Origin of the sequence: Variovorax sp. Sphag1AA (genome assembly GCF_014192575.1) — a bacterium.
Classification (GTDB): Bacteria; Pseudomonadota; Gammaproteobacteria; order Burkholderiales; family Burkholderiaceae_C; genus Variovorax.
In genome coordinates, this window is sequence record NZ_JACHYC010000007.1 from 163,453 (window position 1) to 183,908 (window position 20,456).

Consider the following 20,456-nt stretch of genomic DNA (forward strand, 5'->3'; position numbering starts at 1 on the left):
GGCTCAGGTCGTATCGCGAGGGCGGCCCAGCACGGCGAGGATGTCCTCGTGGAACTCGAACCAGATGTTGTGAACGGAATCGATGGTGGGCTTGCAGACGTAGTCGCGTTGGCCCTGGTCGACGCGATCCATGCTGCGCTCGAAGCGGCGCACGTACTCGGCATAGCGCGGCACCTGTGGGACGAGCGCAGCGATGTCCTTTGCCAAGCGTTCGGCGCATTGCAGCAGCTTGCGCTCGACGCGCTCGTCTCCCTCGCTCCTTTGCCAGTCCGTGACCGCCGCAATGAAGCGGCTGTTGAGCGTCTCGAAGGCCTCGTACCACTGCACGGTCCGCGGCTCGAGACGGATGTTCGCGTACTTGAGGTGGTAGTAGTCGAGCACGCCTTGCGTGCCGTCGGGGAGCAGCATCGCGCCGTCGGGCAAGGCAATGACCTGCTCCTTCTGCTGGGCCTGCGACAGCTGCTCGCCGACCTCGTCGGCGGGCAGCGAGGTCATCTCGGAAATGGTCGCTGCCGTCGCCATCTTCTTCAGGTAGATGGCGTTCAGCACAGCGAATTCGTTATCTGAAAGCATGCGGTCTTTCTCCATCGCAGCCGCGCCCGCGGCGCCGCTGCATTCCGTGAGGCGTGTGGCCCCGTCAACCCCAGAAGTACTTGGAGCGGCGCAGGTTGGCCTTCTCGCCGAAGGGAAGATAGCCCTCTCCGGAGAAGATTTTCTGCGGCACGACCGCCTGCGCAAAGCCGCGCTTGGTGATGTCGTAGTAGTAGTTGGACACCCGTTGATCCATTTCCCAGAAGTTGTAGTCGCTGCAAGCCTTGTCATACGTGCCGGCCAGGCGCAGATGTGGCAGGATCATGTCGATGTAGTAGACATAGAAGCCGTTGGTGATCAGCGTGCGGCGCGACTGCCGCGACAGCTTCGAGTACAGCTTGAAAGTGGCCTGCTGGATGTCCGCAAGGCGCTTCTCCAGGTCCTTGATCGGCACCTGGTAGACCTCTTCCATGGGGGTGTTCCACTTCTCCCGCACGAACACCGCAGCGCCCTCGACGTAGGGGATGTAGTTCTTGGGCCGGCTGAACGTAGTCGAGATGTCGTTGACCCGGATCTCGTCCAGCCCCATGGTCTTGGGGTTGATCTCGAGGACGATGGTGTAGCAGTGGGGAATGTTCTCGTGGTCGCAGACATCGCTCCACTCAAAGGCCTCTTCGTTGGTGAAGAGGTCCCGGATGATCAGCAGGTTGCCGTTGGGCAGCGGATAGGGGCCGGTGTCGCCGAGCCCAAGCCGGCAGTCGTAGTGATCGAGGAACGACAGCAGTTCGGCCGCGGCATTGAAGCGGATCAGCGCGTCGTGCTGCGGTGAGCCGTCCTCGAAGCGCTCGATCTGCGAAGCCAGCTTGTCGAGCAGCGGCTTCTCGTGGATCAGGCAGCGGTACGAATCCTGCGAGTTCAGCAGCCATCCATCCTGGCGCTTGCCCCAAAGCACCCGCTGCATGAACTTGAGGATGTCGTTGCTCTCTTCCACGTAGTCATCGGGCTGGATGACCTCAAGCGCTAGCAAGCCACAGCGGCCCATGCCAAAGCCCACGGCGCCGATGCACCAGTCGTGCACGCAGTTGACCTTGGTACCGATCTGGGTGCGCGCACTCGCGCCGATGTCGATCACGCCCTGCGCCCCGATCTCGTCGGTCGTCATGCGCAGGATTTCGGGCCAGCGGTAGAACTCCTGCATGAAGGCCAGGATCTCGTATTCCTGGCGCGGGATCATGCCCGAGGCACCTTCCGTGGCGCGCATCACGAGGACGTCCCAGATGTTCCACGCGAGGTAGTTGTTCAGGTCGTTGAGCTCGTCGATCGTGAACTGATCCTTCAGCACGTCCTCCTTGCCGACCTTCTGCAGCACCTTGGACTTGGCACGTTCCTTCATCATGCGATCACCCAGCAGGCCATCGGGCACCGGTGGCATTCCCTTGAAGTTGCCGACGTAGGTGAGGTCCTGAAAGCGCAGCCCTTCGTCTCCGGGCTGGTAGCGTTTCTGATAGTCCATCTTGCTTGTCTCCGGTTTGTCGTCGAGGAATGGGGGTCAGGCGGTGAGGAGAACCTTGCCGGTCTCGGCGCCTTCGCAGTCAAGTTGCACCCGCTTGCCGTCGAGCGCCTTGATCATGGCGTTGAAGTGCGCCGCGTTGTCTCCGCCGGTGACATAGCGCGACTCGTCGTCCACGAGATGCGCAGTCATGACGCAGGGAATCTGGAACTCCCGCGAAAGGATGCCCAGATGGGATTCGGGCGCGCCTGACAACGTGATCACGCCCAGGCAGCCCATGCTCAGCACCGGCGCGAGGAACGTGGTGGTACCACCTTGAGCGAGCACGATGTGCTCCTTGAGCTTGCCGCTCTGAATGAGGGCAATCACAGACTTTGGATCAGGCAGGAATTTCACTGTGCCGATCGGCTTCTTGGAGGTCTCGAAGCTGTTGAATCCTTCCGCAATCACTGTCATGGCATCTGTCTCCGGTTAGTGGTTGAAAGTGAAACGAATAGCGGCTGACACACCGCCCTTCAGGGCGGCCTTCCCATGATTCGCGCCAGTGCCTGGCGCAGTTCTTCCTGTTGCTGCGTACGCCCCGCGTCGGCGGACGCATCGGTGCTGCCCGGCGCTTCGTGCGCCGCCTGTTGTCGACCCTGCAGTTGTCGGGCGCGGCGCAACGCACCGGTGCTCGCGGGGTCGTCGGCGGCCGGTGTGGAAGGGGGAAGATGGCAGCTGCAGATCGCCGATGACGGCGCCGGCGGCGAACCCAGATGGTCCTGATCGCTGCCCCGCAGCCATGCGAGCAGCTCCTGCGGCCACAACGCCACCCGCTGCGCACCGGCATCCAGGAGTTGCCGTTCGCTGTGCATGCCCCAGCTCACGCCAATGGCTCGCACGCCGGCCTCCACCGCCTCGACCACGTCGCCGACGGTGTCGGTGACCAGCACCACGTCGTCGGGATGCAGCGGAGGTCGGTCTGCACCTCCCTGATAGCTGGGCGAGCAAAGACGATTGCCCGAATAGCCCTCGCCACTGATGAAGCGCCGGATCGACACCGACTTGCGCGGCTCCACGTCGCCCGAGAACACATGCGAGAAGCAGGTCGCCAGGCCTTCGTTCACCAGGATGCGGCGGATGGCGCCGATGTCGTTGGTCGACACCACCGCCATGACGCAATGCGGCGCCAGCGCGCGCACCACGTCGGCCATGCCCGGGATGAACGGCGGGCTGTAGCGCTCGCGCAGCGCCTGCATGAAGTGCTGCTTGGCCGCCGCCAGTCGAGAGGCTTCCACCGGCAGGCGCGCCAGGGATTCGAAGAAGTTGCTCTCGAAAGCCTTGAAGAACGCCTCGCGCGTGTCGATGCCCAATCCGAAGGCCGCATTGGTTTCGGCGAACAGGTCCCACGAGGCCGTTCGTGTGTCCACGAGCGTCCCGTCGAGATCGAACAGGATGGCACGAGCCATGGCGGATGCGCTCGGGTGCTCAGCGATTCAGGGGAAGGGAGGGACGGCGCGTCGCCTCGTCGCTGTTGAGCGCATTGAGCTCAGGCAGCTCGATGAACTCCATCACCTCACCGTGGCCGGTGAGGCCGGACATCGTCCATTCGCACAACGGATTGAAGGTGATCATGTTGGGCCAGCAGAGCCACGGGAAGGTCGTGAGCGCGCGCGCCTCCGGCTTCCAGACCCGGTCCGTACGGTCCGTCAATTCGAGTGCGATGTGCTCGGCGTACCACTCCTGGCGGCGCTCGACACGGCCCGTCCCGGCCTTGAGCCCATAGACCTGGCCCTTCTCCATCACGTAGCCATGGGCCAGCCAGAGGTCCTTGCCACCAGTTCTCGGATCGAAGCCCATGATGGCGTGAACGGCCAGGTCATCCCCGAAATGCCCGTGCAGCCAGGTCATGGTGGGCTTGTTTCGCTCGGGGCGCGGGCCCCAGCTGTGGTCCATGGTGGAGACGCAATCGATCGGAATGCGCCGGCCGCGGATGGACACGCTGCCAATGACGCGGCCCGTCAGGTCGAAGTGGCCGTTGTAGGCGGTGCCCCAAGCGAACTTGCCGGCCTCGGTCTTGGCACCCACCATCGGGTCCATGTCGGGGTCATGGATGTCGAAGGCCGGCATCAATGCGCCGAATCGAACATCGATCTCGGTGCCCTTGCCGTCGTCGTACTGGATGTGCCAGACCCGGTTGGGTTCCAGGCAGCGGACATGCAAGCCGTTGAGCAGCTTGTAGTCCAGCAGGTTGTGCGGCTTGGGGATTGGCAGCGACGCCTGCATGTCGCAGAAGTCCGCTTCCCAGTGCGTGACCACGCGTCGCGAGTTCATGCAGATGGTCGACGACACGACGCCAAGGTTGGGCCGGAACAGCGCATAGACGCCGATGTTGAGCTTCTCCTCCGCGTTGTAGAAGCCGAAGTAGTTGGTCTCAGCCCATTGCGGGTTTCCATCCGTGTCGTGGAACTGGGCGTCACTGTCCTTGATCATTGGCTCTTGTCTCCGTTCTGGCCCGACACCCCACGGTATCCAGGCTGGCCCGTTTGTCGGGCGGTGCAAAAACTGTAGCCGCATGGCCGGGTGGGGCCTACGGCCACAGTGGCCAAATTTGGCCCGCCATATGCGCCGCACTGGCCAATGACTCCGTCGGGGATGGCAACTAAGGTTGCGTTGTGCGATCCGCTTTCCGGCCCTGGCCACGCGGATTCGGAGCAACAACGAGACCACGGAGACAAAGATGCAATTGGCGCGCGTACGCGGCAACGTCGTCGCGTCCATCAAGGATGCGGGGCTCGCAAGCCACAAGTTGCTTTTGCTGGAGGCGGTGCCTGCCTCGGACCCCGGCGGGTCCACTTCCGGTAGCGCCGATCCCTCGTCTGTCTATGTCGCGATCGACCTGATCGGCGCGGGTATCGACGAGATCGTGCTGGTGGCGACCGGAAGCGCGGCACGAGTGTCCGCGGACGGCAGCGCAGCTCCTACCGATGCCGCAGTCGTCGCCATCGTCGATTCGGTCCAGTTCGACGGCCACTCCACCTTCATCAAGCGCTAGCGACCTGCTGGCGAGGCTTTTCTCAACCCGCTTCCAACCTCATCAAAGGAGCAATCTGTATGGCAACCACTTCCACCCTCACGTCCACTGTGATCGACGGACCGCGCGGCGCGCTCGGCCTGATCGAAACCAAGGGACTGGTCGGCGCGATCGAGGCCGCAGACGCCATGGTCAAGGCGGCCAACGTGCGACTGGTCGGCCGGGAACAGATCGGCGGCGGCCTGGTCACCGTCATGGTGCGCGGCGACGTCGGCGCGGTGAAGGCTGCGACCGACGCAGGTGCGGCAGCGGCGGGAAAGATCGGCGAGATCGTGTCGGTCCACGTGATTCCGCGTCCTCACGAGGACGTCGAGCTCATCCTGCCCAAGAGCCGCTGAGGCCACCCGGCCGCGCTCCTGAAAGAGCCACCGCGCCGCAACCCCATTTACCGCCTACCAACATGACCAACGTACGAGACGCAATCTCACTGCTCTGGCGCCGGCGCAACAGCACCGATCCGCGGATGCGCGCGATTGCACGCACCCTGTTGCGGCAGGACGTGCGAACACTGCGGCGCCTTACAAGGAACACCACACCGTGAGCGAAGCAAGCTACATGGATCCGGAACTCAGCGCCATCGGCGAGGCCCGGACAAAAGCCAGGGACGCACGACGCGCCTTCGAGGCATTCCAGGGTGTGAGCCAGGAGCAGGCCGACCGCATCGTCGAAGCCATGGCCGAGGCCGCGCGCACGAGTGCGGCCGAACTGGCCCGACTGGCCGTGGACGAGACCGGCTACGGGATCTACGAGGACAAGATCCTCAAGAACCTGTTCAACGCTCTCTTCTGCGCCAACGCCATGAAGACAATGCGCACACTGGGCGTGCTCTGGGTGGACGAAGTCAACCGGGTCACCGCGATCGGCGCGCCGATGGGCGTCATCGCCGGCATCATCCCGGTGACCAACCCGACCTCGACCACCATCTACAAGTGCCTCGCGGCCGTCAAGTCGGGCAATGCCATCGTCTGTACGCCCCATCCGCGCGCGGCAAAGTGCTGCGCGCGCACCGTGGAGATCATGGCCGCCGCCGCCGAGCGCGCTGGTGCACCCCGCAACCTGGTGAGCTGTCTTTCAGGAGGCCAACTGGCGGCCACGCGTGAACTGATGTCGCACCGCGACGTGGCGCTCGTGATGGCCACTGGCGGACCGGGCATGGTCCGCGCGGCCTACTCCTCCGGAAAGCCGACGCTGGCGGTGGGCGCAGGCAACGTTCCGGTCTACATCCACCGATCGGTGGCGGACGTGGAAGAGGCCGCACTGATGGTGGTCACCTCCAAATCATTCGACAACGGCACAGCCTGCGTCGCCGAGCAGAGTGTCGTGCTGGACGAGCCCATCGCGGCGCAGGCGCTGCAGGCCTTTCAGCGGCATGGCACGTTCTTCCTGCCGCCCGATGCACAGGACCGGCTGGCCCGCCTGCTCTTCGGTGAACGCGGTGCGTTGAACCCCGATGCGGTCGGTCAGACGGCTCTCGAACTCGCACGGCGCATCGGTCTCAGCGTGCCGGCGAACACCCGCGTGCTGGCCGCCGAACTGACGGAAGTGGGACCTCAGGTGCCCCTATCTGCGGAGATCCTGGGGCCCGTGCTGACCTTCTATCGCACCAGCGATCTCGAGGCTGCCTACCGCCAATGCCAGGCCATCCTGGCGTTCGGCGGCGAGGGGCACACGCTGGGCATTCACGGCCAGGATCAGGACATGATCGCGCGGCTGTCAGCCCTTGCGGCTTCGCGCATCATCGTCAACACGCCGAGCCTGCTGGGCGGAATGGGCTTCAGCGCCGGCACCGACCCGTCCTTCATGCTGGGGACAGGCACGTGGAGCGGCTCCATCGTCTCGGACAACGTGACGCCGATGCACCTGATCAACATCAAGCGCATCGCACACGAGAACAGGCCGTGGCGCGACATCTACAAGCCGACGATGGGGCTGTGATGCTGATGACTGTCAATCGAACTCCGCGGCCGGCGACTCGCCGCGCTCCGCGTACGACGAACAAGGTCAGGGCGTCGAACCCGGCGGAAGGCCGCGTGGAAGGCTTCCTGGCCGACGCATCGCGTCACCTCCGCGTCTGCGCCGAAGGGCGCACGCCGGTGCGGTTCGGGGTTGACCTGGGCACCGCAACCATCGTGCTGACCGCGCTCGACGACGAAGGACGCCCCGCCTACTGGGACTTCGTGCGGGCCACGGTCGTGCGCGATGGCGTGGTGGTGGACTTTCAAGGCGCGGTTGACGCGGTGCGCACGCTCAAATCGCGCGCAGAAGCCACGTTGGGCATCACGATCGATGAAGCCGCCACAGCCCATCCACCGGCCGTGCCGGCCAGCGACTGCCGCGCCTGCCACTTCGTGCTGCAACAGGCCGGCATCGAATGCCGCGCCCTGGTTGACGAAGTGACGGCCGCCAACGCGCTTCTGCAGGTTCGCGACGGCGCCGTGATCGACGTCGGCGGCGGCTCCACGGGCGTAGGCGTGTTCCGCAGCGGCGAACTGGTGTCGCTTAGTGACCAGGCGGGCGGCGGTCACCAACTCGACCTGATCCTGGCGGGCGCGCTGAAACTGAGTATCGAAGACGCGGAAGTCCGCAAGCGCGAGCACGGCGCCGACGTGGCCTCGCTGCTGCGCCCAGGCATCGAGCGCATCGCCGAGTCGATCCGCCGTCAATGCGGCGGCACGCCACCGGGCACCGTGCACCTGGCCGGTGGCGCACTTCGCCTCCCACAGGCCGACACCGTGATCGCCCGCTACCTGGGCTGGCCGGTGCGCGCCTACGACCACGCCGAACTGATCACACCTTTTGGAATTGCGGTGAGCTGAATGTCCTTCCAACTTCGAACCTATGCCTTCGTCGACCGTATGCAGCCCCAGGCGGCCGCGCACGTCGCTTCCACCTGCCAGGGCGACGTGCCTGTGGCGGGCATGTCCGAGCTCTACATCGAGGTCGCACCCGGCAACGAGATCTTTCGCTGCGCCGACATCGCACTCAAGGCGGCGGATGTGCGGCCTGCGCTGCAGGTGGTGGAGCGCGAGTTCGGCCTGCTGGAGATCCATTCCCGCACGCAGGCCGAAGTGCTGGCGGCGGGCCAGGCGGTGCTCGAGTACCTGCAGCTGTCGGAGCAGGACCGCATCCGGCCCAAGATCGCGTCCTCGGCCTTCGTGACCAACGTCAATCCCTATCAAGCGCAGCTCATCAACAAATGGCGCAAGGGCAACCTGCTGATTCCGGGGCAGAGCCTCTACGTGCTGGAGGTCTCGCCGGCCGCCTATGTTTCGCTGGCCGCCAACGAAGCGGAAAAGGCGGCCGACATCAGCATCATCGAGGTGCGCGCGCTCGGCCGCTTCGGCCGCCTGTTCATCTCGGGCACCGAAAGCAACGTCCAGGCGGCGGCGGCTGCCGCTCGCGAGGTCATCGAAACCATGGAAGGCAAGGAATGAGCATCGTCACCGCCGCCGATGTCGAAGCCGCGGGCGCCCGGCTGCAGCTTCGTCCGGGCCAGCGCTTGACGCCGCTGGCGCGCGATCGGGCCAAGGAGCTCGGCGTGGAAATTGTCGAGGCCGGTGCGGCAGCTCCGGCTGTACCGACTGCCCCGTCGACCTCACCAGCTGCCACGCCCATGCAACCCGCAAAGGACGCATCGGCAAGCGCCCGACCTGCCACATCCCTCGCCGCTTCGGCAGGTGGATCCACACGCCCCTTTGCGCCGCTGGTCTCCGGTGCGATGTATCGCCGAAACGGCCTGGGCCCCCAGGGGGCGAATGGCGGCGGCAGGCGGCCGCGTGCCGGCGTGGTCGGCGCGGGCCACGTAGGTGCCATGGCCGCGCTGCGGCTGGCCGAGAGCGACCTCTTCGACCATGTGGCGATCGTCGACGTGGTGCCGGGTCTGGCCGCTGGCCTCGCGCTCGACATGTGGCATGGCGCCGGTCTGTACGGCTTCTCGACGCCCCTGTCCGGCAGCGACGATCTGTCGTCTCTTCGGGGCTGCGACTACATCATCATCACCGCCGGCAAGCCGCGCCAGCCCGGCATGACGCGCACCGACCTGACCGCCGGCAACGCGGCCATCATGAAGTCGGTATGCGAGGGCATCCGCCAGCATGCGCCCGACGCCACGCTGGTGGTGGTGAGCAACCCGCTGGAAGAGATGACGCACCTGGCGGCGCAGTACACGGGCTTCGCGCAAAGCCGCGTGCTCGGCATGGCCGGTGTGCTCGACTCGGCCCGGTTCTGTGCGCTGGTTGGCCTGACAGGCAAGGCGCGACCGCAGGACGTGCGCGCGCTGGCTTTGGGCAGCCACGGCCCGGAGATGGTGATACCCCTCAGCCAGGCTTTCGTGGGCAACGCGCCCATCGAATCGGTGCTCGACGCGTCCACCCTGAGCGCCATCGTGGAGCGCACGCGCGAATCGGGCGGAGAGGTGGTGAAGCTGCTGAAAACGGGCAGCGCCTATTTCTCGCCCGCCGAGTCGGCCGCCGCGATGGTGCGCATCATGGCCAGCGGCAGCAACGAGGTGATCGCCGCCTGCGTTCGACCGCAAGGCGCCTATGGCCTGACCGATGCCCGTGTCGGCCTGCCGGTGAGGCTGGATCGACGGGGCTTGAAAGAAGTCGTGCAGCTGCCATTGCGCCCCGGTGAGTTGCAGGCCCTGCGCGAGGCGGCCGCGCGGATCGCCCAGCGCATCGAAGAACTCGCGCAGCTCCCGAGCGCGCCGAGTGCGCCCGCTCCGGCTGCGGCCACGGCCTGATGATGCGCGCCGTCGTCTATCGCGAACCGGGCCGCGTCGAAGTGGCCGACGTGCCCCGTCCCGTGCTGGTGGCAGACACGGACGCGATCGTGCGAGTGCACCTGGCCGGCATCTGCGGCACCGATCTGCATGTGGTGCGCGGGGACTTCCAGGGCATGCATCCGGGCATGGTGGTCGGCCACGAGTTCGTCGGCGAGGTGGTCGAAGCCGGCGCGGCGGTCAAGCGCTTTCGCATCGGCGATCGGGTGATGTCCTCCGACTTCACTGCGTGCGGCCGTTGCCACTGGTGCGACGAAGGCGACCACTGGCACTGCGGCGAGCGAGCCTTCTTCGGCACCGGCACCGCGTTCGGCCCGTCCCTGTCAGGTGCCCAGGCCGAGTATGTGCGGGTGCCGCATGCGGATACCACGCTGGGCGAGCTGCCGGCCGGCTGCTCGCCGGAAGCTGGTCTCTTGATGGCCGACAACCTGGCGACCGGCTGGATCGCTGCCGAGCGCGCCGGTGTGGGCGCGGGCGATACCGTCGTGGTGATGGGCGGCGGCGCTGTGGGCCAGTTGACCGCGCTCTCTGCGCAAGCGCTGGCAGCCGGCATCGTGATTGTCATCGAGCCGAGCGAAGGTCGACGGGACTTCGCTCGCGCGCAAGGCAACCTGGCGGTGCATCCGGACGAGGCATCCGCGCTCGTGGGTCGGCTGACCGATGGCCGCGGTGCCGACGCAGTCCTGGAGGCAGTCGGGAGCGCCGGGCCGCTGGATGCGGCACTCGCGCTGCTCCGGCCTCGAGGACGCGTGGTTTCGGTCGGCGCGCACGCGGCCGAGAGCTGGTCCTTTCCCTTGGCGCGCGCCTTCGCTGCCGAGCTGAGCGTCAGCTTTGCCATCGGCAACGCGATCCGCCTGCGCCGCAAGCTCCTGCGCCTCGTGGCCAGCGGCGCCTTTGACCCGACGGTCGTGATCGACGCACGCGGGGCGCTGGCCGATGCGCCGGCGCTCTACGCCGAACTGGGCGCGCAGCGCCGCCTCAAGGCGGTAGTCTCCCCCTAGTGCACCGGGGCACGGCATCGCACACTGGTGGCAATGACCAACCATTTTTCGATGATGAGTGCCCTCCCGCGCGTACCACTCACTCTGGCAAGACTCCTGTCTCCCATTGGCGAGGCCGCCATGCTCGGGCGGTCGGAATTGCTGGTGGCGCAGATCGAGCACGCACTGTCCCAGCTCTTTCCTGGCGCGCAGAGTCAGATGCTGCTGCATTCCGCAGGCATCTGGCGACGGTGGGCGAGTCCCGACGAAGTGGACGATGTTGCGCGCCTCGTGGTCCCCGCAGAGATGCAGCACTGGACCACGCCGCGTGCGTTCGCACCTGGCAGGCTCTATGTGCCGCTCACGCCCGGCGCGGTCGGCGCGTTGGTGGAGCATGTCTCCGGGGCACTGGAGCCTTCCGACGAACTCGAGGTCTTGCGGCAGTACGCCACGCTGGCCATGCAGACCTGCGAGCGCCAACGCCTGGCGCGCCAGGGCCTTGAAGAAGTGCAGGCCGTTCAGCGCGTGGCCGAACGCATCCTCAAGAGCCATGACCTGAACGAGATCCTGCTTCACATCACGATGGAGGCCAAGCGCCTCCTGTCCTCCGACATCTGCGGTGTGCTGCTGCGCGAAGGGGACGAGATCGTCATGCGGCGCTGTGTGGGCAACATGTCGCCGGAGACCGCCGTATTGCGCATGGGGCCCGGCCAGGGACTTGCGGGACTCGTGCTCGCCCGTCGCGCACCCTCCTCCGTCGACGACTACGTGAGCAGCGGCACCATCAGTCGCGACTTCTTCCATCTGGCCGAAGCGGAGGCGGTGCGATCGGCGCTGGCCGCGCCCCTGCTGGGGCGCGAGCAGACCATCGGCGTGCTCGAGGTCTGGCGCAGGCGCGCATCGACCTTTACCGATGCGGACAACAGCCGCCTTGTTGCGCTGGCCAATCTGGCGTCCATCGCCATCGAGAACGCCGAACTGTATGCCTCGCAGAAGCAGTCCGTCGAACAACTGGCTCAGGCCAATCTGGCACTCAACCAGCGCTACGACACGGTCGAAGGACTGTCCAAGCTCACGCAGGACCTGATGCAACTGCTGCTCGACGGCGGTGGCCTGAACGCAATCGTGGCCGGGGCCAGCAGCTACTTGGGTGCCGCCGTCGTCCTCGTGGATCTTGACGGAACCCTGCTGGCCCATGCGGGGCAAGGAAGGCCCGAGGGAGAGATGCTGGACGAACTGCAGGCGTGGCTGGCGCGAAACACCCGCACGAGGGAACCCCAGCCTCTGGCACTGCAGTCCATGAACTGGCGTGCGCACCCGATGTCCGTCGGCAACGAAACGGTGGCCTGGGTGCTCGGCGAAGTGGGGCCCCTTCAAAACGACCTTACGGCGCTCGCACTGGCGCAGGTGGCGATCGTCGGCGCCCTGCATCGACTGGAACAGCGTGCGGCCAGTCGCGCGCGCTCCGAGACCATCGATGCCATCGTCTGGGACCTGTTGCAAGCGGAGGAGCCTACGCGCACTGCAGCGATGGACCGCGCGGCCGATGCACGGCTGGATTTGTCAGGGCCGCTGCGGCTGTTCATCGCGGAGCTCGGGCCTACGACCAGTGGCAGCGCGGAGCCCCTGCAGTCCGCAATGCGTCGCCAGGTCCTGGATGTGATCGGCGAAGTGCGGCCGCAAGGCGTGCGAGCCGTTGCCTTGCGCGGACTGTCTCTTGCGATCCTCTGCACGGACGGCGCGCTGGACGACATCGAGCGCCTCGCCGTGCAGCTCGCTCGTCGGTTGCAGGATCGCTTGACCGGGCGCATGGTGCTCATCGGCGGCAGCAGTGCCTGTCCCAGCGCGCACAAGCTCCACGTCGCGTTCCGCGAATCCCAGATAGCCCTGGACGTAGCGCGCCAGTTGCAGCGCAGCGGCGCCGTTGTCTACGACCGCGCCGGCGTGCTCGGCCTCCTGCTGGGCCTGCGCCACGAGGCAGGCATGCAGCGATTCCTCGCGCTCAACCTGGGCCGCCTGCTGCACGAAGACGAGAAATCCCGCGAGCAGCTTCTGCAAACCCTTCGGATTTTTTTCGACGTCAACTGTTCTCACGAAGCGGCGGCACAGCGACTCGGTGTACATCGCAAGACGATTGCCAATCGCATCGCCAAGGTTTCAGAGCTTACAGGCCTCGACTTTTCGACTCACGATGATCGCTTGGTGGCCGACATTTCTCTGTATGTCCATCGACTGCTCAGCGGCGGCTCGACGGACGAGCGTTCACCCTGAGCCCCGGCTTGCCAATCAGCCACCTGGCCACGCGCGGCTTGTGTCAGCCGCTTCGAAGCGAAAGCGGCCGAGCGAATGGGGTCATCGGGGTTGGCCGAAGGGGCTAACGCCCGATGAAATCCAAGGAGAAGCGGGAGCATCCAGTGGTCTGGGCGCAGCAGATCAGATACCAACGCGTCACGACCGCGACCGCCTTGCCTGATCCGATGCTCATCGATGAAGCCGATGCAGCGCGAATCGTAGCTATTGTCCCGGTTGTCGCCCATCACCATTCCCTTACCACGTTTCGAGCAGATTACCTTCCGAGTGACGGGCGATAGCAATGGCGTTCCCAATCTGCAGTTGATGCGCGAACTAGTTGCGATTCAAAGTCCGATGAGTGAACATCGTGCCAGGGCGTGAGGAATACTGTGCTCCCCATCTTTTGGGATGCTGCGAGCTCCTCCGCGCACTATTCTTGCTTGCAGGCCTCGTCTGGCTTATCGATTCGGCTCAGGTGGCGCGGTAGCGCTGGAGGGAAATCAATGAAGAGCATCCCGTGGATCGCCTGTGGATTCTTCCTGTTCGGCATGGCGGCCTACCTTTTCCTCTCTTGGTTCCTAAACAGTTCGTCCTTCGAGCACTACTCAAATCTTGTCTACGCAGCAGGCGTCATAGGTGGACTCGCAGGTATGTTTCTCTCGAGACGAGTCTCGAACGCGGCTAAGCCCGGCCCACGCTCGGGAGATGGAACGTGAACTGCTTCAATAGGATTTCGGCGCGCTTCCTATCGGTCACGCTGTTAGTAGCCAGCCTGATCGGCTGCGCCGCCCCTCCCAATGCTGACGGCATAACAATGCACACGTGGCGAAAGATCACATGGAATCCTACCAACCCATGGCAAGGACCAACCTCGGCGATGTACACGTATGTCCTCGTGGGCGACGGCGCAGAGCAAGGCAGCACAGTGGACGCCGACCGAGCTCGAGGTGCATTGAAGAGCCTTTTGCAACTCATTGAACAGACACAGGCAGTAGCTAAGTCGGACTCACCGTTCCCTCAGCCCATTGCTGCTCGAATGAATCAGTTCGGCGTACCAACCAAGAAAGGGATCGATCCGCGTGCTTCGGTTGGATTGGAGGAATACGATTTCAATCTGGCGCAAGAGTATCGCCGGTGGTTCCAGGTCATTACGGCCAAGGATCCACGTTTGAACGGCGCACTGGCCGGCTCTGGACCTTACCTCGTTGCCACGCGAGCACCGATTGCGATGCTCGTCGGCGAGGCGCAGGGGCAGCGCGCCGTTGTCGCAGAGTCACCCGTGCTTGTGATGGACATGTCCGGCCGGACGGCGGCTTCGGTTCCCTACTATGTGGGGGCTTTCAAGGTCGCAGTTACGGAAGCCCAGCCAGACTCGGCGATGCTGCAGCCCATGAAGCCGGTAATTGTTCAGTACCTAGTTGATGCAAACCACGCAATTCCGATCCTGGAGGAGTTCTGGAGCAAGTCGCGCGAGATGTTTGTTCAACCTCGGAAGAAAGCGTAACGGGGATGCGAGCCTTCTTGGCCTTCATCGCCGTGCTTCTGTCAGCGTGCAACACACCACCGCATGTCCGACAACTTTCGCTTCCCGTGCCGGTGGCCGAGCCGTCCGCGCTGAACGGAGGGTTCAGGGGAATGGACCGCATCGGTCGAGGCCCCGACGGAAAGCAAAATCTCAATGTTTTGCTTGTCCACGGGATCGGCTGGACCCAGGACGCGAAAGCGCAGCCTTTTGGGCACGACCTCCATGCTGCCCTTGGTAAGTTCATCGGGTATACCGCCGATCCCTTCATGCAGAGCACGCGCCTCTGTCCGCAATCGGCGCGAAGTGGTCAGATAGCGACCAAGGCGACGGCTGGCGGTTTGAAACTGCACCTCAAAGGGAGTCAGCGCTTTCGGTCCGATGACCCTCAGGCGCCTTTCAATATCTGGATCGTTGGATGCCTTGATCGCACAAGAATCGAGACGCCGGACGGCGGCACCATCACGATTTATCGGCTCTTGTGGGACGATGCCTTCTACAACGCCTTTGACTATCCGCTCGTGGGCTATGACGATGGGATTCAGACCGGTCACGAAGAGCCCCAGGCGAACTACGGAGGTTATGAGGACCTCGCGGCGCTTCGCCGATCTGGTACACGCAAGATTCGCGATAGCGTGCTGACATATGGCATGACCGACGCCGCGCTCTACATGGGACCGGTCGGCCAACTTATGCGAGAAGCCGTTCTGGGTGCGATCTGCACCACCATCAACGATGCAACCGGCCAGACCATGGATTTCGAGAAGCTTGACGAACCGGGACAGCACTCTCGCTATATAGATGTCGACACGGCGTCGGCCTGCACGTCGGCGGCTGACGCCAAATCTGCGCCTGTCGCGATCGTCGCGGAGAGCCTTGGCAGCAGAATGGTTTTTGACGTCCTTAGCAAGGATCGGGACGAAGCTCTCGCTCGCAAACTTGAACAGGTTTCCGGTGGTGAGCTTGAGGTTTATTTGATGGCAAATCAGATTCCCCTCGTTGCCGCGTCGAGGCTGTCAAGGGTGGGTGACGAGACCCGTAGCTCGACCCCGGCGCGTACCCGCACCAAAGTAAAGTACGTAGCCTTCACTGAGGTTGACGACCTCTTGAGCTATGAGCTCGTTCCTTACTTCGAGCACCTCGCCTACCTACGCTGTCGGTTAGACGAGAAAGGAGTGCCACAGAACCCGCAATGCGGAGCGGCAAATCCCACCAGTATGGTCCGCCAGCTGAAGGGAGATTCTCAACGTAGAACGGCATTGGTCGACGAGCTTGGATTTGACGTTGTCGACGTTCGTGTCAAGTTCAGTCCCCCTATCTTTCCGCTGGCTCTGAATTACGCGGATTACCAGGAGGCGCACACCGGCTACTTGCGCAATGAGCAGGTCCGGCAAGCGTTGATTTGCGGTGCCGAAGATGGAAAGGTGGCTCTCTCGCAAATGGGAGGCTGCAAAAAGTAGGTACGCGCAGGACACCAGTGGCCTCAAGCGCGCGCTTAGCCGGATAGCTCGTGCGAGCCGGAAGGGGCCGATGAACGAGGTCGCCGAAGTTCGGCGCACGCGCGGGGTCCCGAAGCCCGGGATCGCGCTTCGCAAACCAGGCGCAACAGTAGCGCATGGCCGACGCGTAGGAGGCGAGCGCATTCGCCGACTCGCCCTGGCGCAGGAGGGCGCGGGCGGCCCCGTACCCTCGGCCGAGGACCGTTCGGTTGGCCTGCCGATTCCGCGTTTGTTGCGTGTGCAATTGCTGAGCGTCTGCGCTGGCGCCCAGTCCACGCCTGCCGTGCGCGCCAAGCGTGAGTACGGGGCTGCCGTGGCCGTCTGGATGCCCGATGCCCAGCCGAGTCCGCCGTGAGGTTGAGGTCTGCTTCCAAGTGCAGGCGCAGAGCCCGTGGTATCGTCGTATCTGCCGCATCGTGGCATAGGGATAGTCGCGCGTCTGACGCGGAGCACCGGCACGGGCAAGCCCGCCGTAGTCAGCGCCACCGCCTAGGCCTGCCGATAACCGCCTGTGGTCTCTAGCACGACCAAGACGATGACTGAGCTCATGGGTCGACGGCTTGTTGGCTTGGCTTACTTGACGACATTCGCCAATCGGCCGCTTGGGCCGCCATCACGGTTGCACCTCCGCGATGGAATTCGTCCAGGGCCAACTCGGGTATGGGTGTTCCGCTCTCGTGCCCTGTGGTGCTCTTAACGCGTCGCCGTCTGCCGGCCGCTGCCAATAGAGGTGACTCCATCGGGGCGGTGGCACTCTCGGCTCTTGAGACGTTACGGAACCAGCCCTTATGGCTTGTCTGGAGACGCCGCCATTGGCGATAGCCAGCGCTGGATCTTGCCCCGTCTTCTCATTGAGGGGCGCTCTAACTGATAAGAAAAAAGTACTGCTCTTACATCCATTTTGCTAGCATGCGGCCTTTGGTGCATTCAACGAGCAGCGCGTCCCGCAGGCTCGGGTGAGGATTCAATGAAAGAAGAAGCAGAATTCGCTGAATTACCGCATCAGGTCTTGGCGGAGTATGGGTATGCCATGCACAACCTGCAGCGCGCGGAACGGACGCTGGTCAATTTTCTTCTGCTCGTGGAGGCTTTGCGATCCCGGCTCCGCGACGACGATGTCTCCCCAGAAGTTATGGAACTACTGATTCGCGATCCGTGGCGATACGGATCCGAAATTTCAGGGTCGGTCGACGACGATCTCTCACGCTTTGCGACATTCGCGCTTTCACGACCCGAACTGCGGACAAACGAGTTTCAGCGATTCGCTTCGATGAAGGATTGGCTGCTGAACGACTGTCTCCTCGTTATCGCGCAAGATCTTAGCGATGCCAGCTCATCCGTGACCATGGACAGCGTGACCACCATGCTTGCGGAGGTCGGCAGGATGTTCTTTGATGCGAACGACCGTCTACATCACGCGGATTCCTTCCTTCAATCCCGGCTTGTGGCGGATTCTTCAGCCCGCGAGTTGCTGGTAGAACGCACGAGGAGGGAGTTTCGATCGTTCAAGCACTGGCGGGAGTCGAATAGCGGCGACGATTTTTCCCGATTGCTGAAGGGCGCCGAGTGGGACGTCTCTTCCATGCTCGCCTTCGGCGAGCTGGTGCAGAGCCGCGGCGACACCGCTCGTGCCCTGCACTTTTACCATCGGGCTTTGGCTGAAGCGGCCGAACGAAGCGACTGGAGCTCGACCGCGCGAGCCCACTTGCTGATCGGAACTGCCGCGACGCAGTCCGGCGAAGCGGCAAGAGCGCAGGAAAGTTTCATGCGCGCCATTGCAGCGTTTGAGGAGAGTGGCGACATCTGGAGAGGTGCCGAAGCTCGCTACCAGCTTGGGACGGTGCTGCTCGACCTTAGTGAGGTTGAACAGGCGTACGGCATGTTGCAGTCTGCTGCCGAAGCTGGCCCGAAGGGCGATCGAAGTTTTGCGGCCCGAACGTCGGTTGCATTGGGACGCGCTGCCGCTTCGATGGGGCGAGTGGACGAGGCTATGACTCATATGAGTAACGGCCTTCATATATATGAGGAAGTGGGAGACAAAAGAGGCCAGGCTGACGTGCGCCTCGGATTGGGTCGTTTGAGGCGGGTATTGACCGATTTGGATGGAGCCCTCACCTTGCTGGAAAGCGCCGGGGAGGCCTTCCAAGCCCTTAAAGATCCAGAGGGGGTGGCGCGAACGCGGCTCGAATTGGGCCTTGTCTTGGAGGAGGCGAATCAGACATTCATGCCGGACGCGTGGTACTTGCGTGCCCTGCGTGTCTTCGAACAGCTTGGAGATCAGGAAGGTGCGTATCGAATCCGCGAACGACTTCAAGGGGCGGGGCTCGCGCTTGAGTCGGAGGAGGAGGGAGCAATCCATTCCGACCGCCGAGTTCATGTCCTGACGCCAGACGAAGAATCGTCTGTGGTGGATCGACTTCCCAACTGGATCGCCAATTCGCGAGTCACCGACATTGCAAGGTGCTTCTGGACCGTGCACGGCGACGTCGGCGAAGACGACATGGCGACCTATTTCTTAGAAGAGCGGCCCCAACCGATACGGGTTAAGTTTCTTGGAGATGCATCGGATGCTTCATCTGAATCTTCGAGGTTCGCTGCCATGGCTCTCTATCCGAATGGGGAGGTCCGCACAGCGGGTGATGTCGCCGTACTGGCTTCCGGTCACGCAGACCTCACACCGTTTGACTACTGGAGCCTATTGGATCCTGACGGCGACGGTAGTCCAGGACAAACGGCCATTCACATGGATGTCTATCTATTCGCAGTAGGGGTGGAGTGATGAGCGGAATGATGTCTGCCGCGCAAAAAAAGAGGGCCCAATCAGGCGACGCTATTTTGCGATTTTCCGATGGGGTCAAGGCGACCGAAGCTGACTTCGCGACTCAGAAACCAGTGGTGCTATTCATCCACGGTTTCACTGCAGACGCCAGTTACATGCGCGAACTGATGCATCAGTTCGACGGCTCTGGCTTTGCGTCCTTCGCGTTTGAGTATGCGTCCTATTGCGGGATCGACCATGCGGCTCGAAGCCTCGTCAGCTTGCTGACTTTGTTCGACCGCAAAGGAACCATTTCGTCCAGTAAGATTGTTCTTGTTGGCCATAGCATGGGCGGTCTGGTCGCACGCGCAGCGGTTGGGCTCTTTGGGGGCGAAACATTTGTTCGAAAGGTCGTTACCCTGGGAACGCCCAACGATGGAACGCTTCAGGGGCACCGGATTCCGAGATACATGGCGTATTGGGGAGAGGCTGTGGGCAACGCAAATCCGCGAGGCTTCGATGTAAAGGGAGAATCTGCGCGCCAACTGATCAAAGCGGACCCCTCTCCGACCTTCCTTGACCGGCTACAGGCGGTACCAGCGCCATCTGGAGTGCACTATTACAGCATCTCCGGGGGTAAAACACAGCTTGATTTCGGCAAGGGGTATTTGAAGAATCGATATATCAACCGCTACTTGCAGAAGCGGTTGGAATTTCTTAACGACGGACTGGTAAGCGAGTCAAGCAGTGACCTGTCGCGTCCTTGTTTTTCAGTATGCGCGCCGGGTTGCACGCACAAGAATTCCTACGTCGCATTTCCAGATTCCAACCATACCTTCCTAACTGAGAATCATGAAGTTGCGCAAACTGCAATAGATTGCATACGGTGAGCCAACCGCAGGCGCTTAAACCTTCCCGCGCCCGGATTTTTTACGCTCTTGAAAATCGCGTTGAACACTGCGATCTCAGATCTCGCGGCCAGATTGAAATTGATCGTATTCGCGACGTTCAAAACGACACTCTCGGTACCGCGTTGCACACGCCGACCGGCTCCGCCGTCGTCGTCCTGACTGTTCGTGCCGTTGTTCGACTCGTCACCAATTTGCCGATCCCTTGGTTCCTTCTCAACCAATCGGACGACCGCAGCCTTCGGCGTATGGACGCCATACATCTTCAGCGCCTAGATGCAACTCACGACTATGGATGCGATGGACGACTCGCCGCCCGCTCCGGTCTCCTCTATGACAAGATCCTTGAACTGCTCGTCGGTGAGCGGGTGCATGTACTCGTTGCGCGTGTAAAGGGCGGCGTAGCCGACTCTCTAAGCCGCCGCAACGCCCGGGACGTCAGCGTTGGAGTTTCGGATCCGCGTGTAGATCGAGGTGGGAGTACCGTTGGGTCCCGCGATTCCAAACTTGCGTAGATAGGCCGTGATCTGATTCCCTGAAGTTCGGCTGATGCTTGTCTTGCTTTCGGAAGGTGCAATCGCGCACGGAACTGGGCGTGCGATC

General features: G+C 63.2%; 19 protein-coding genes. 13 read left to right on the top strand and 6 right to left on the bottom strand.

Features of this window, described 5'->3' with window-relative positions:
• Positions 1 to 3: 3 nt before the first annotated feature.
• From FHW64_RS26760 to FHW64_RS26780, 5 genes are all read right to left on the bottom strand, one after another.
• Complete coding sequence (locus tag FHW64_RS26760; protein ID WP_184531271.1) at positions 4 to 573, bottom strand: hypothetical protein; 570 nt, start codon at positions 571 to 573, stop codon at positions 4 to 6.
• 64 nt (positions 574 to 637) lie between these two features.
• Complete coding sequence (locus tag FHW64_RS26765) at positions 638 to 2,044, bottom strand: hypothetical protein (protein ID WP_184531272.1); 1,407 nt, start codon at positions 2,042 to 2,044, stop codon at positions 638 to 640.
• A 36-nt stretch (positions 2,045 to 2,080) separates the two neighbouring features.
• On the bottom strand, positions 2,081 to 2,497 hold the full coding sequence (locus FHW64_RS26770; protein WP_184531273.1) for a PEP-utilizing enzyme: 417 nt from the start codon (positions 2,495 to 2,497) through the stop codon (positions 2,081 to 2,083).
• 59 nt (positions 2,498 to 2,556) lie between these two features.
• Positions 2,557 to 3,489 carry an HAD family hydrolase gene (locus FHW64_RS26775; RefSeq protein ID WP_184531274.1) on the bottom strand — a complete coding sequence of 311 codons (933 nt, stop codon included), beginning with the start codon at positions 3,487 to 3,489 and terminating at the stop codon, positions 2,557 to 2,559.
• A gap of 19 nt (positions 3,490 to 3,508) precedes the next feature.
• The gene (locus tag FHW64_RS26780) at positions 3,509 to 4,513 is read right to left on the bottom strand and encodes a hypothetical protein (RefSeq protein WP_184531275.1); all 1,005 of its coding nucleotides are present in this window, start codon (positions 4,511 to 4,513) and stop codon (positions 3,509 to 3,511) included.
• 247 nt (positions 4,514 to 4,760) lie between these two features.
• Here FHW64_RS26780 and FHW64_RS26785 point away from each other — a divergent pair, with 247 nt between their 5' ends.
• The 8 genes from FHW64_RS26785 to FHW64_RS26820 all read left to right on the top strand — a co-directional run bounded on the left by FHW64_RS26785 (position 4,761) and on the right by FHW64_RS26820 (position 13,145).
• Positions 4,761 to 5,075, top strand: a complete 315-nt coding sequence (locus tag FHW64_RS26785; RefSeq protein ID WP_184531276.1) for a EutN/CcmL family microcompartment protein — start codon at positions 4,761 to 4,763, stop codon at positions 5,073 to 5,075.
• A gap of 59 nt (positions 5,076 to 5,134) precedes the next feature.
• The gene (gene eutM / locus FHW64_RS26790; RefSeq protein WP_184531277.1) at positions 5,135 to 5,452 is read left to right on the top strand and encodes an ethanolamine utilization microcompartment protein EutM; all 318 of its coding nucleotides are present in this window, start codon (positions 5,135 to 5,137) and stop codon (positions 5,450 to 5,452) included.
• A gap of 199 nt (positions 5,453 to 5,651) precedes the next feature.
• Entirely contained in the window at positions 5,652 to 7,049 is a 1,398-nt protein-coding gene (locus FHW64_RS26795) for an aldehyde dehydrogenase family protein (protein WP_184531278.1), read from the top strand.
• A gap of 95 nt (positions 7,050 to 7,144) precedes the next feature.
• A complete protein-coding gene (gene eutJ, locus FHW64_RS26800; RefSeq protein ID WP_311733368.1) occupies positions 7,145 to 7,930 on the top strand; it encodes an ethanolamine utilization protein EutJ in 786 nt (261 codons plus the stop codon).
• Positions 7,931 to 8,548: a BMC domain-containing protein gene (locus tag FHW64_RS26805; RefSeq protein WP_184531279.1), complete on the top strand. Its 618-nt coding sequence runs from the start codon at positions 7,931 to 7,933 to the stop codon at positions 8,546 to 8,548.
• Positions 8,545 to 9,855: a malate dehydrogenase gene (locus tag FHW64_RS26810; protein ID WP_184531280.1), complete on the top strand. Its 1,311-nt coding sequence runs from the start codon at positions 8,545 to 8,547 to the stop codon at positions 9,853 to 9,855. The genes FHW64_RS26805 and FHW64_RS26810 overlap by 4 nt, the downstream gene beginning before the upstream one ends.
• The gene (locus FHW64_RS26815) at positions 9,855 to 10,895 is read left to right on the top strand and encodes an alcohol dehydrogenase catalytic domain-containing protein (protein ID WP_260306381.1); all 1,041 of its coding nucleotides are present in this window, start codon (positions 9,855 to 9,857) and stop codon (positions 10,893 to 10,895) included. Before FHW64_RS26810 ends, FHW64_RS26815 begins: the two co-directional genes overlap by 1 nt.
• A 120-nt stretch (positions 10,896 to 11,015) precedes the next feature.
• Positions 11,016 to 13,145 (top strand): helix-turn-helix domain-containing protein, encoded by a 2,130-nt coding sequence (locus tag FHW64_RS26820; protein WP_260306382.1) that lies wholly within the window; start codon positions 11,016 to 11,018, stop codon positions 13,143 to 13,145.
• On the opposite strand, the gene FHW64_RS34895 is transcribed toward FHW64_RS26820, so the two are convergent.
• Complete coding sequence (locus tag FHW64_RS34895; RefSeq protein WP_409350649.1) at positions 13,061 to 13,417, bottom strand: S26 family signal peptidase; 357 nt, start codon at positions 13,415 to 13,417, stop codon at positions 13,061 to 13,063. The genes FHW64_RS26820 and FHW64_RS34895 overlap by 85 nt on opposite strands.
• A 461-nt stretch (positions 13,418 to 13,878) precedes the next feature.
• Here FHW64_RS34895 and FHW64_RS26825 point away from each other — a divergent pair, with 461 nt between their 5' ends.
• The 5 genes from FHW64_RS26825 (at position 13,879) to FHW64_RS26845 (ending at position 20,368) form a co-directional block, all read left to right on the top strand.
• Positions 13,879 to 14,670, top strand: coding sequence for a hypothetical protein (locus FHW64_RS26825; RefSeq protein WP_184531281.1), 792 nt, complete (start codon positions 13,879 to 13,881; stop codon positions 14,668 to 14,670).
• Between the two features lie 17 nt (positions 14,671 to 14,687).
• Positions 14,688 to 16,148, top strand: coding sequence for a hypothetical protein (locus FHW64_RS26830; RefSeq protein WP_184531282.1), 1,461 nt, complete (start codon positions 14,688 to 14,690; stop codon positions 16,146 to 16,148).
• A 1,006-nt stretch (positions 16,149 to 17,154) separates the two neighbouring features.
• Positions 17,155 to 18,966, top strand: coding sequence for a lipopolysaccharide assembly protein LapB (locus FHW64_RS26835; protein ID WP_184531283.1), 1,812 nt, complete (start codon positions 17,155 to 17,157; stop codon positions 18,964 to 18,966).
• Positions 18,966 to 19,835, top strand: a complete 870-nt coding sequence (locus FHW64_RS26840; RefSeq protein ID WP_184531284.1) for an alpha/beta fold hydrolase — start codon at positions 18,966 to 18,968, stop codon at positions 19,833 to 19,835. The genes FHW64_RS26835 and FHW64_RS26840 overlap by 1 nt, the downstream gene beginning before the upstream one ends.
• Positions 19,832 to 20,368 carry a hypothetical protein gene (locus tag FHW64_RS26845; protein ID WP_184531285.1) on the top strand — a complete coding sequence of 179 codons (537 nt, stop codon included), beginning with the start codon at positions 19,832 to 19,834 and terminating at the stop codon, positions 20,366 to 20,368. Before FHW64_RS26840 ends, FHW64_RS26845 begins: the two co-directional genes overlap by 4 nt.
• Positions 20,369 to 20,456 lie beyond the last annotated feature (88 nt).

Bases quoted from the DNA above. Each gene is read 5' to 3' on its own strand.
- FHW64_RS26760 (WP_184531271.1), bottom strand. From the start codon at position 573: ATGCTTTCAGATAACGAATTCGCTGTGCTGAACGCCATCTACCTGAAG.
- FHW64_RS26765 (WP_184531272.1), bottom strand. From the start codon at position 2,044: ATGGACTATCAGAAACGCTACCAGCCCGGAGACGAAGGGCTGCGCTTT.
- FHW64_RS26770 (WP_184531273.1), bottom strand. From the start codon at position 2,497: ATGACAGTGATTGCGGAAGGATTCAACAGCTTCGAGACCTCCAAGAAG.
- FHW64_RS26775 (WP_184531274.1), bottom strand. From the start codon at position 3,489: ATGGCTCGTGCCATCCTGTTCGATCTCGACGGGACGCTCGTGGACACA.
- FHW64_RS26780 (WP_184531275.1), bottom strand. From the start codon at position 4,513: ATGATCAAGGACAGTGACGCCCAGTTCCACGACACGGATGGAAACCCG.
- FHW64_RS26785 (WP_184531276.1), top strand. From the start codon at position 4,761: ATGCAATTGGCGCGCGTACGCGGCAACGTCGTCGCGTCCATCAAGGAT.
- eutM (WP_184531277.1), top strand. From the start codon at position 5,135: ATGGCAACCACTTCCACCCTCACGTCCACTGTGATCGACGGACCGCGC.
- FHW64_RS26805 (WP_184531279.1), top strand. From the start codon at position 7,931: ATGTCCTTCCAACTTCGAACCTATGCCTTCGTCGACCGTATGCAGCCC.
- FHW64_RS26810 (WP_184531280.1), top strand. From the start codon at position 8,545: ATGAGCATCGTCACCGCCGCCGATGTCGAAGCCGCGGGCGCCCGGCTG.
- FHW64_RS26815 (WP_260306381.1), top strand. From the start codon at position 9,855: ATGATGCGCGCCGTCGTCTATCGCGAACCGGGCCGCGTCGAAGTGGCC.
- FHW64_RS26820 (WP_260306382.1), top strand. From the start codon at position 11,016: ATGCTCGGGCGGTCGGAATTGCTGGTGGCGCAGATCGAGCACGCACTG.
- FHW64_RS34895 (WP_409350649.1), bottom strand. From the start codon at position 13,417: ATGGTGATGGGCGACAACCGGGACAATAGCTACGATTCGCGCTGCATC.
- FHW64_RS26835 (WP_184531283.1), top strand. From the start codon at position 17,155: ATGAAAGAAGAAGCAGAATTCGCTGAATTACCGCATCAGGTCTTGGCG.
- FHW64_RS26840 (WP_184531284.1), top strand. From the start codon at position 18,966: ATGAGCGGAATGATGTCTGCCGCGCAAAAAAAGAGGGCCCAATCAGGC.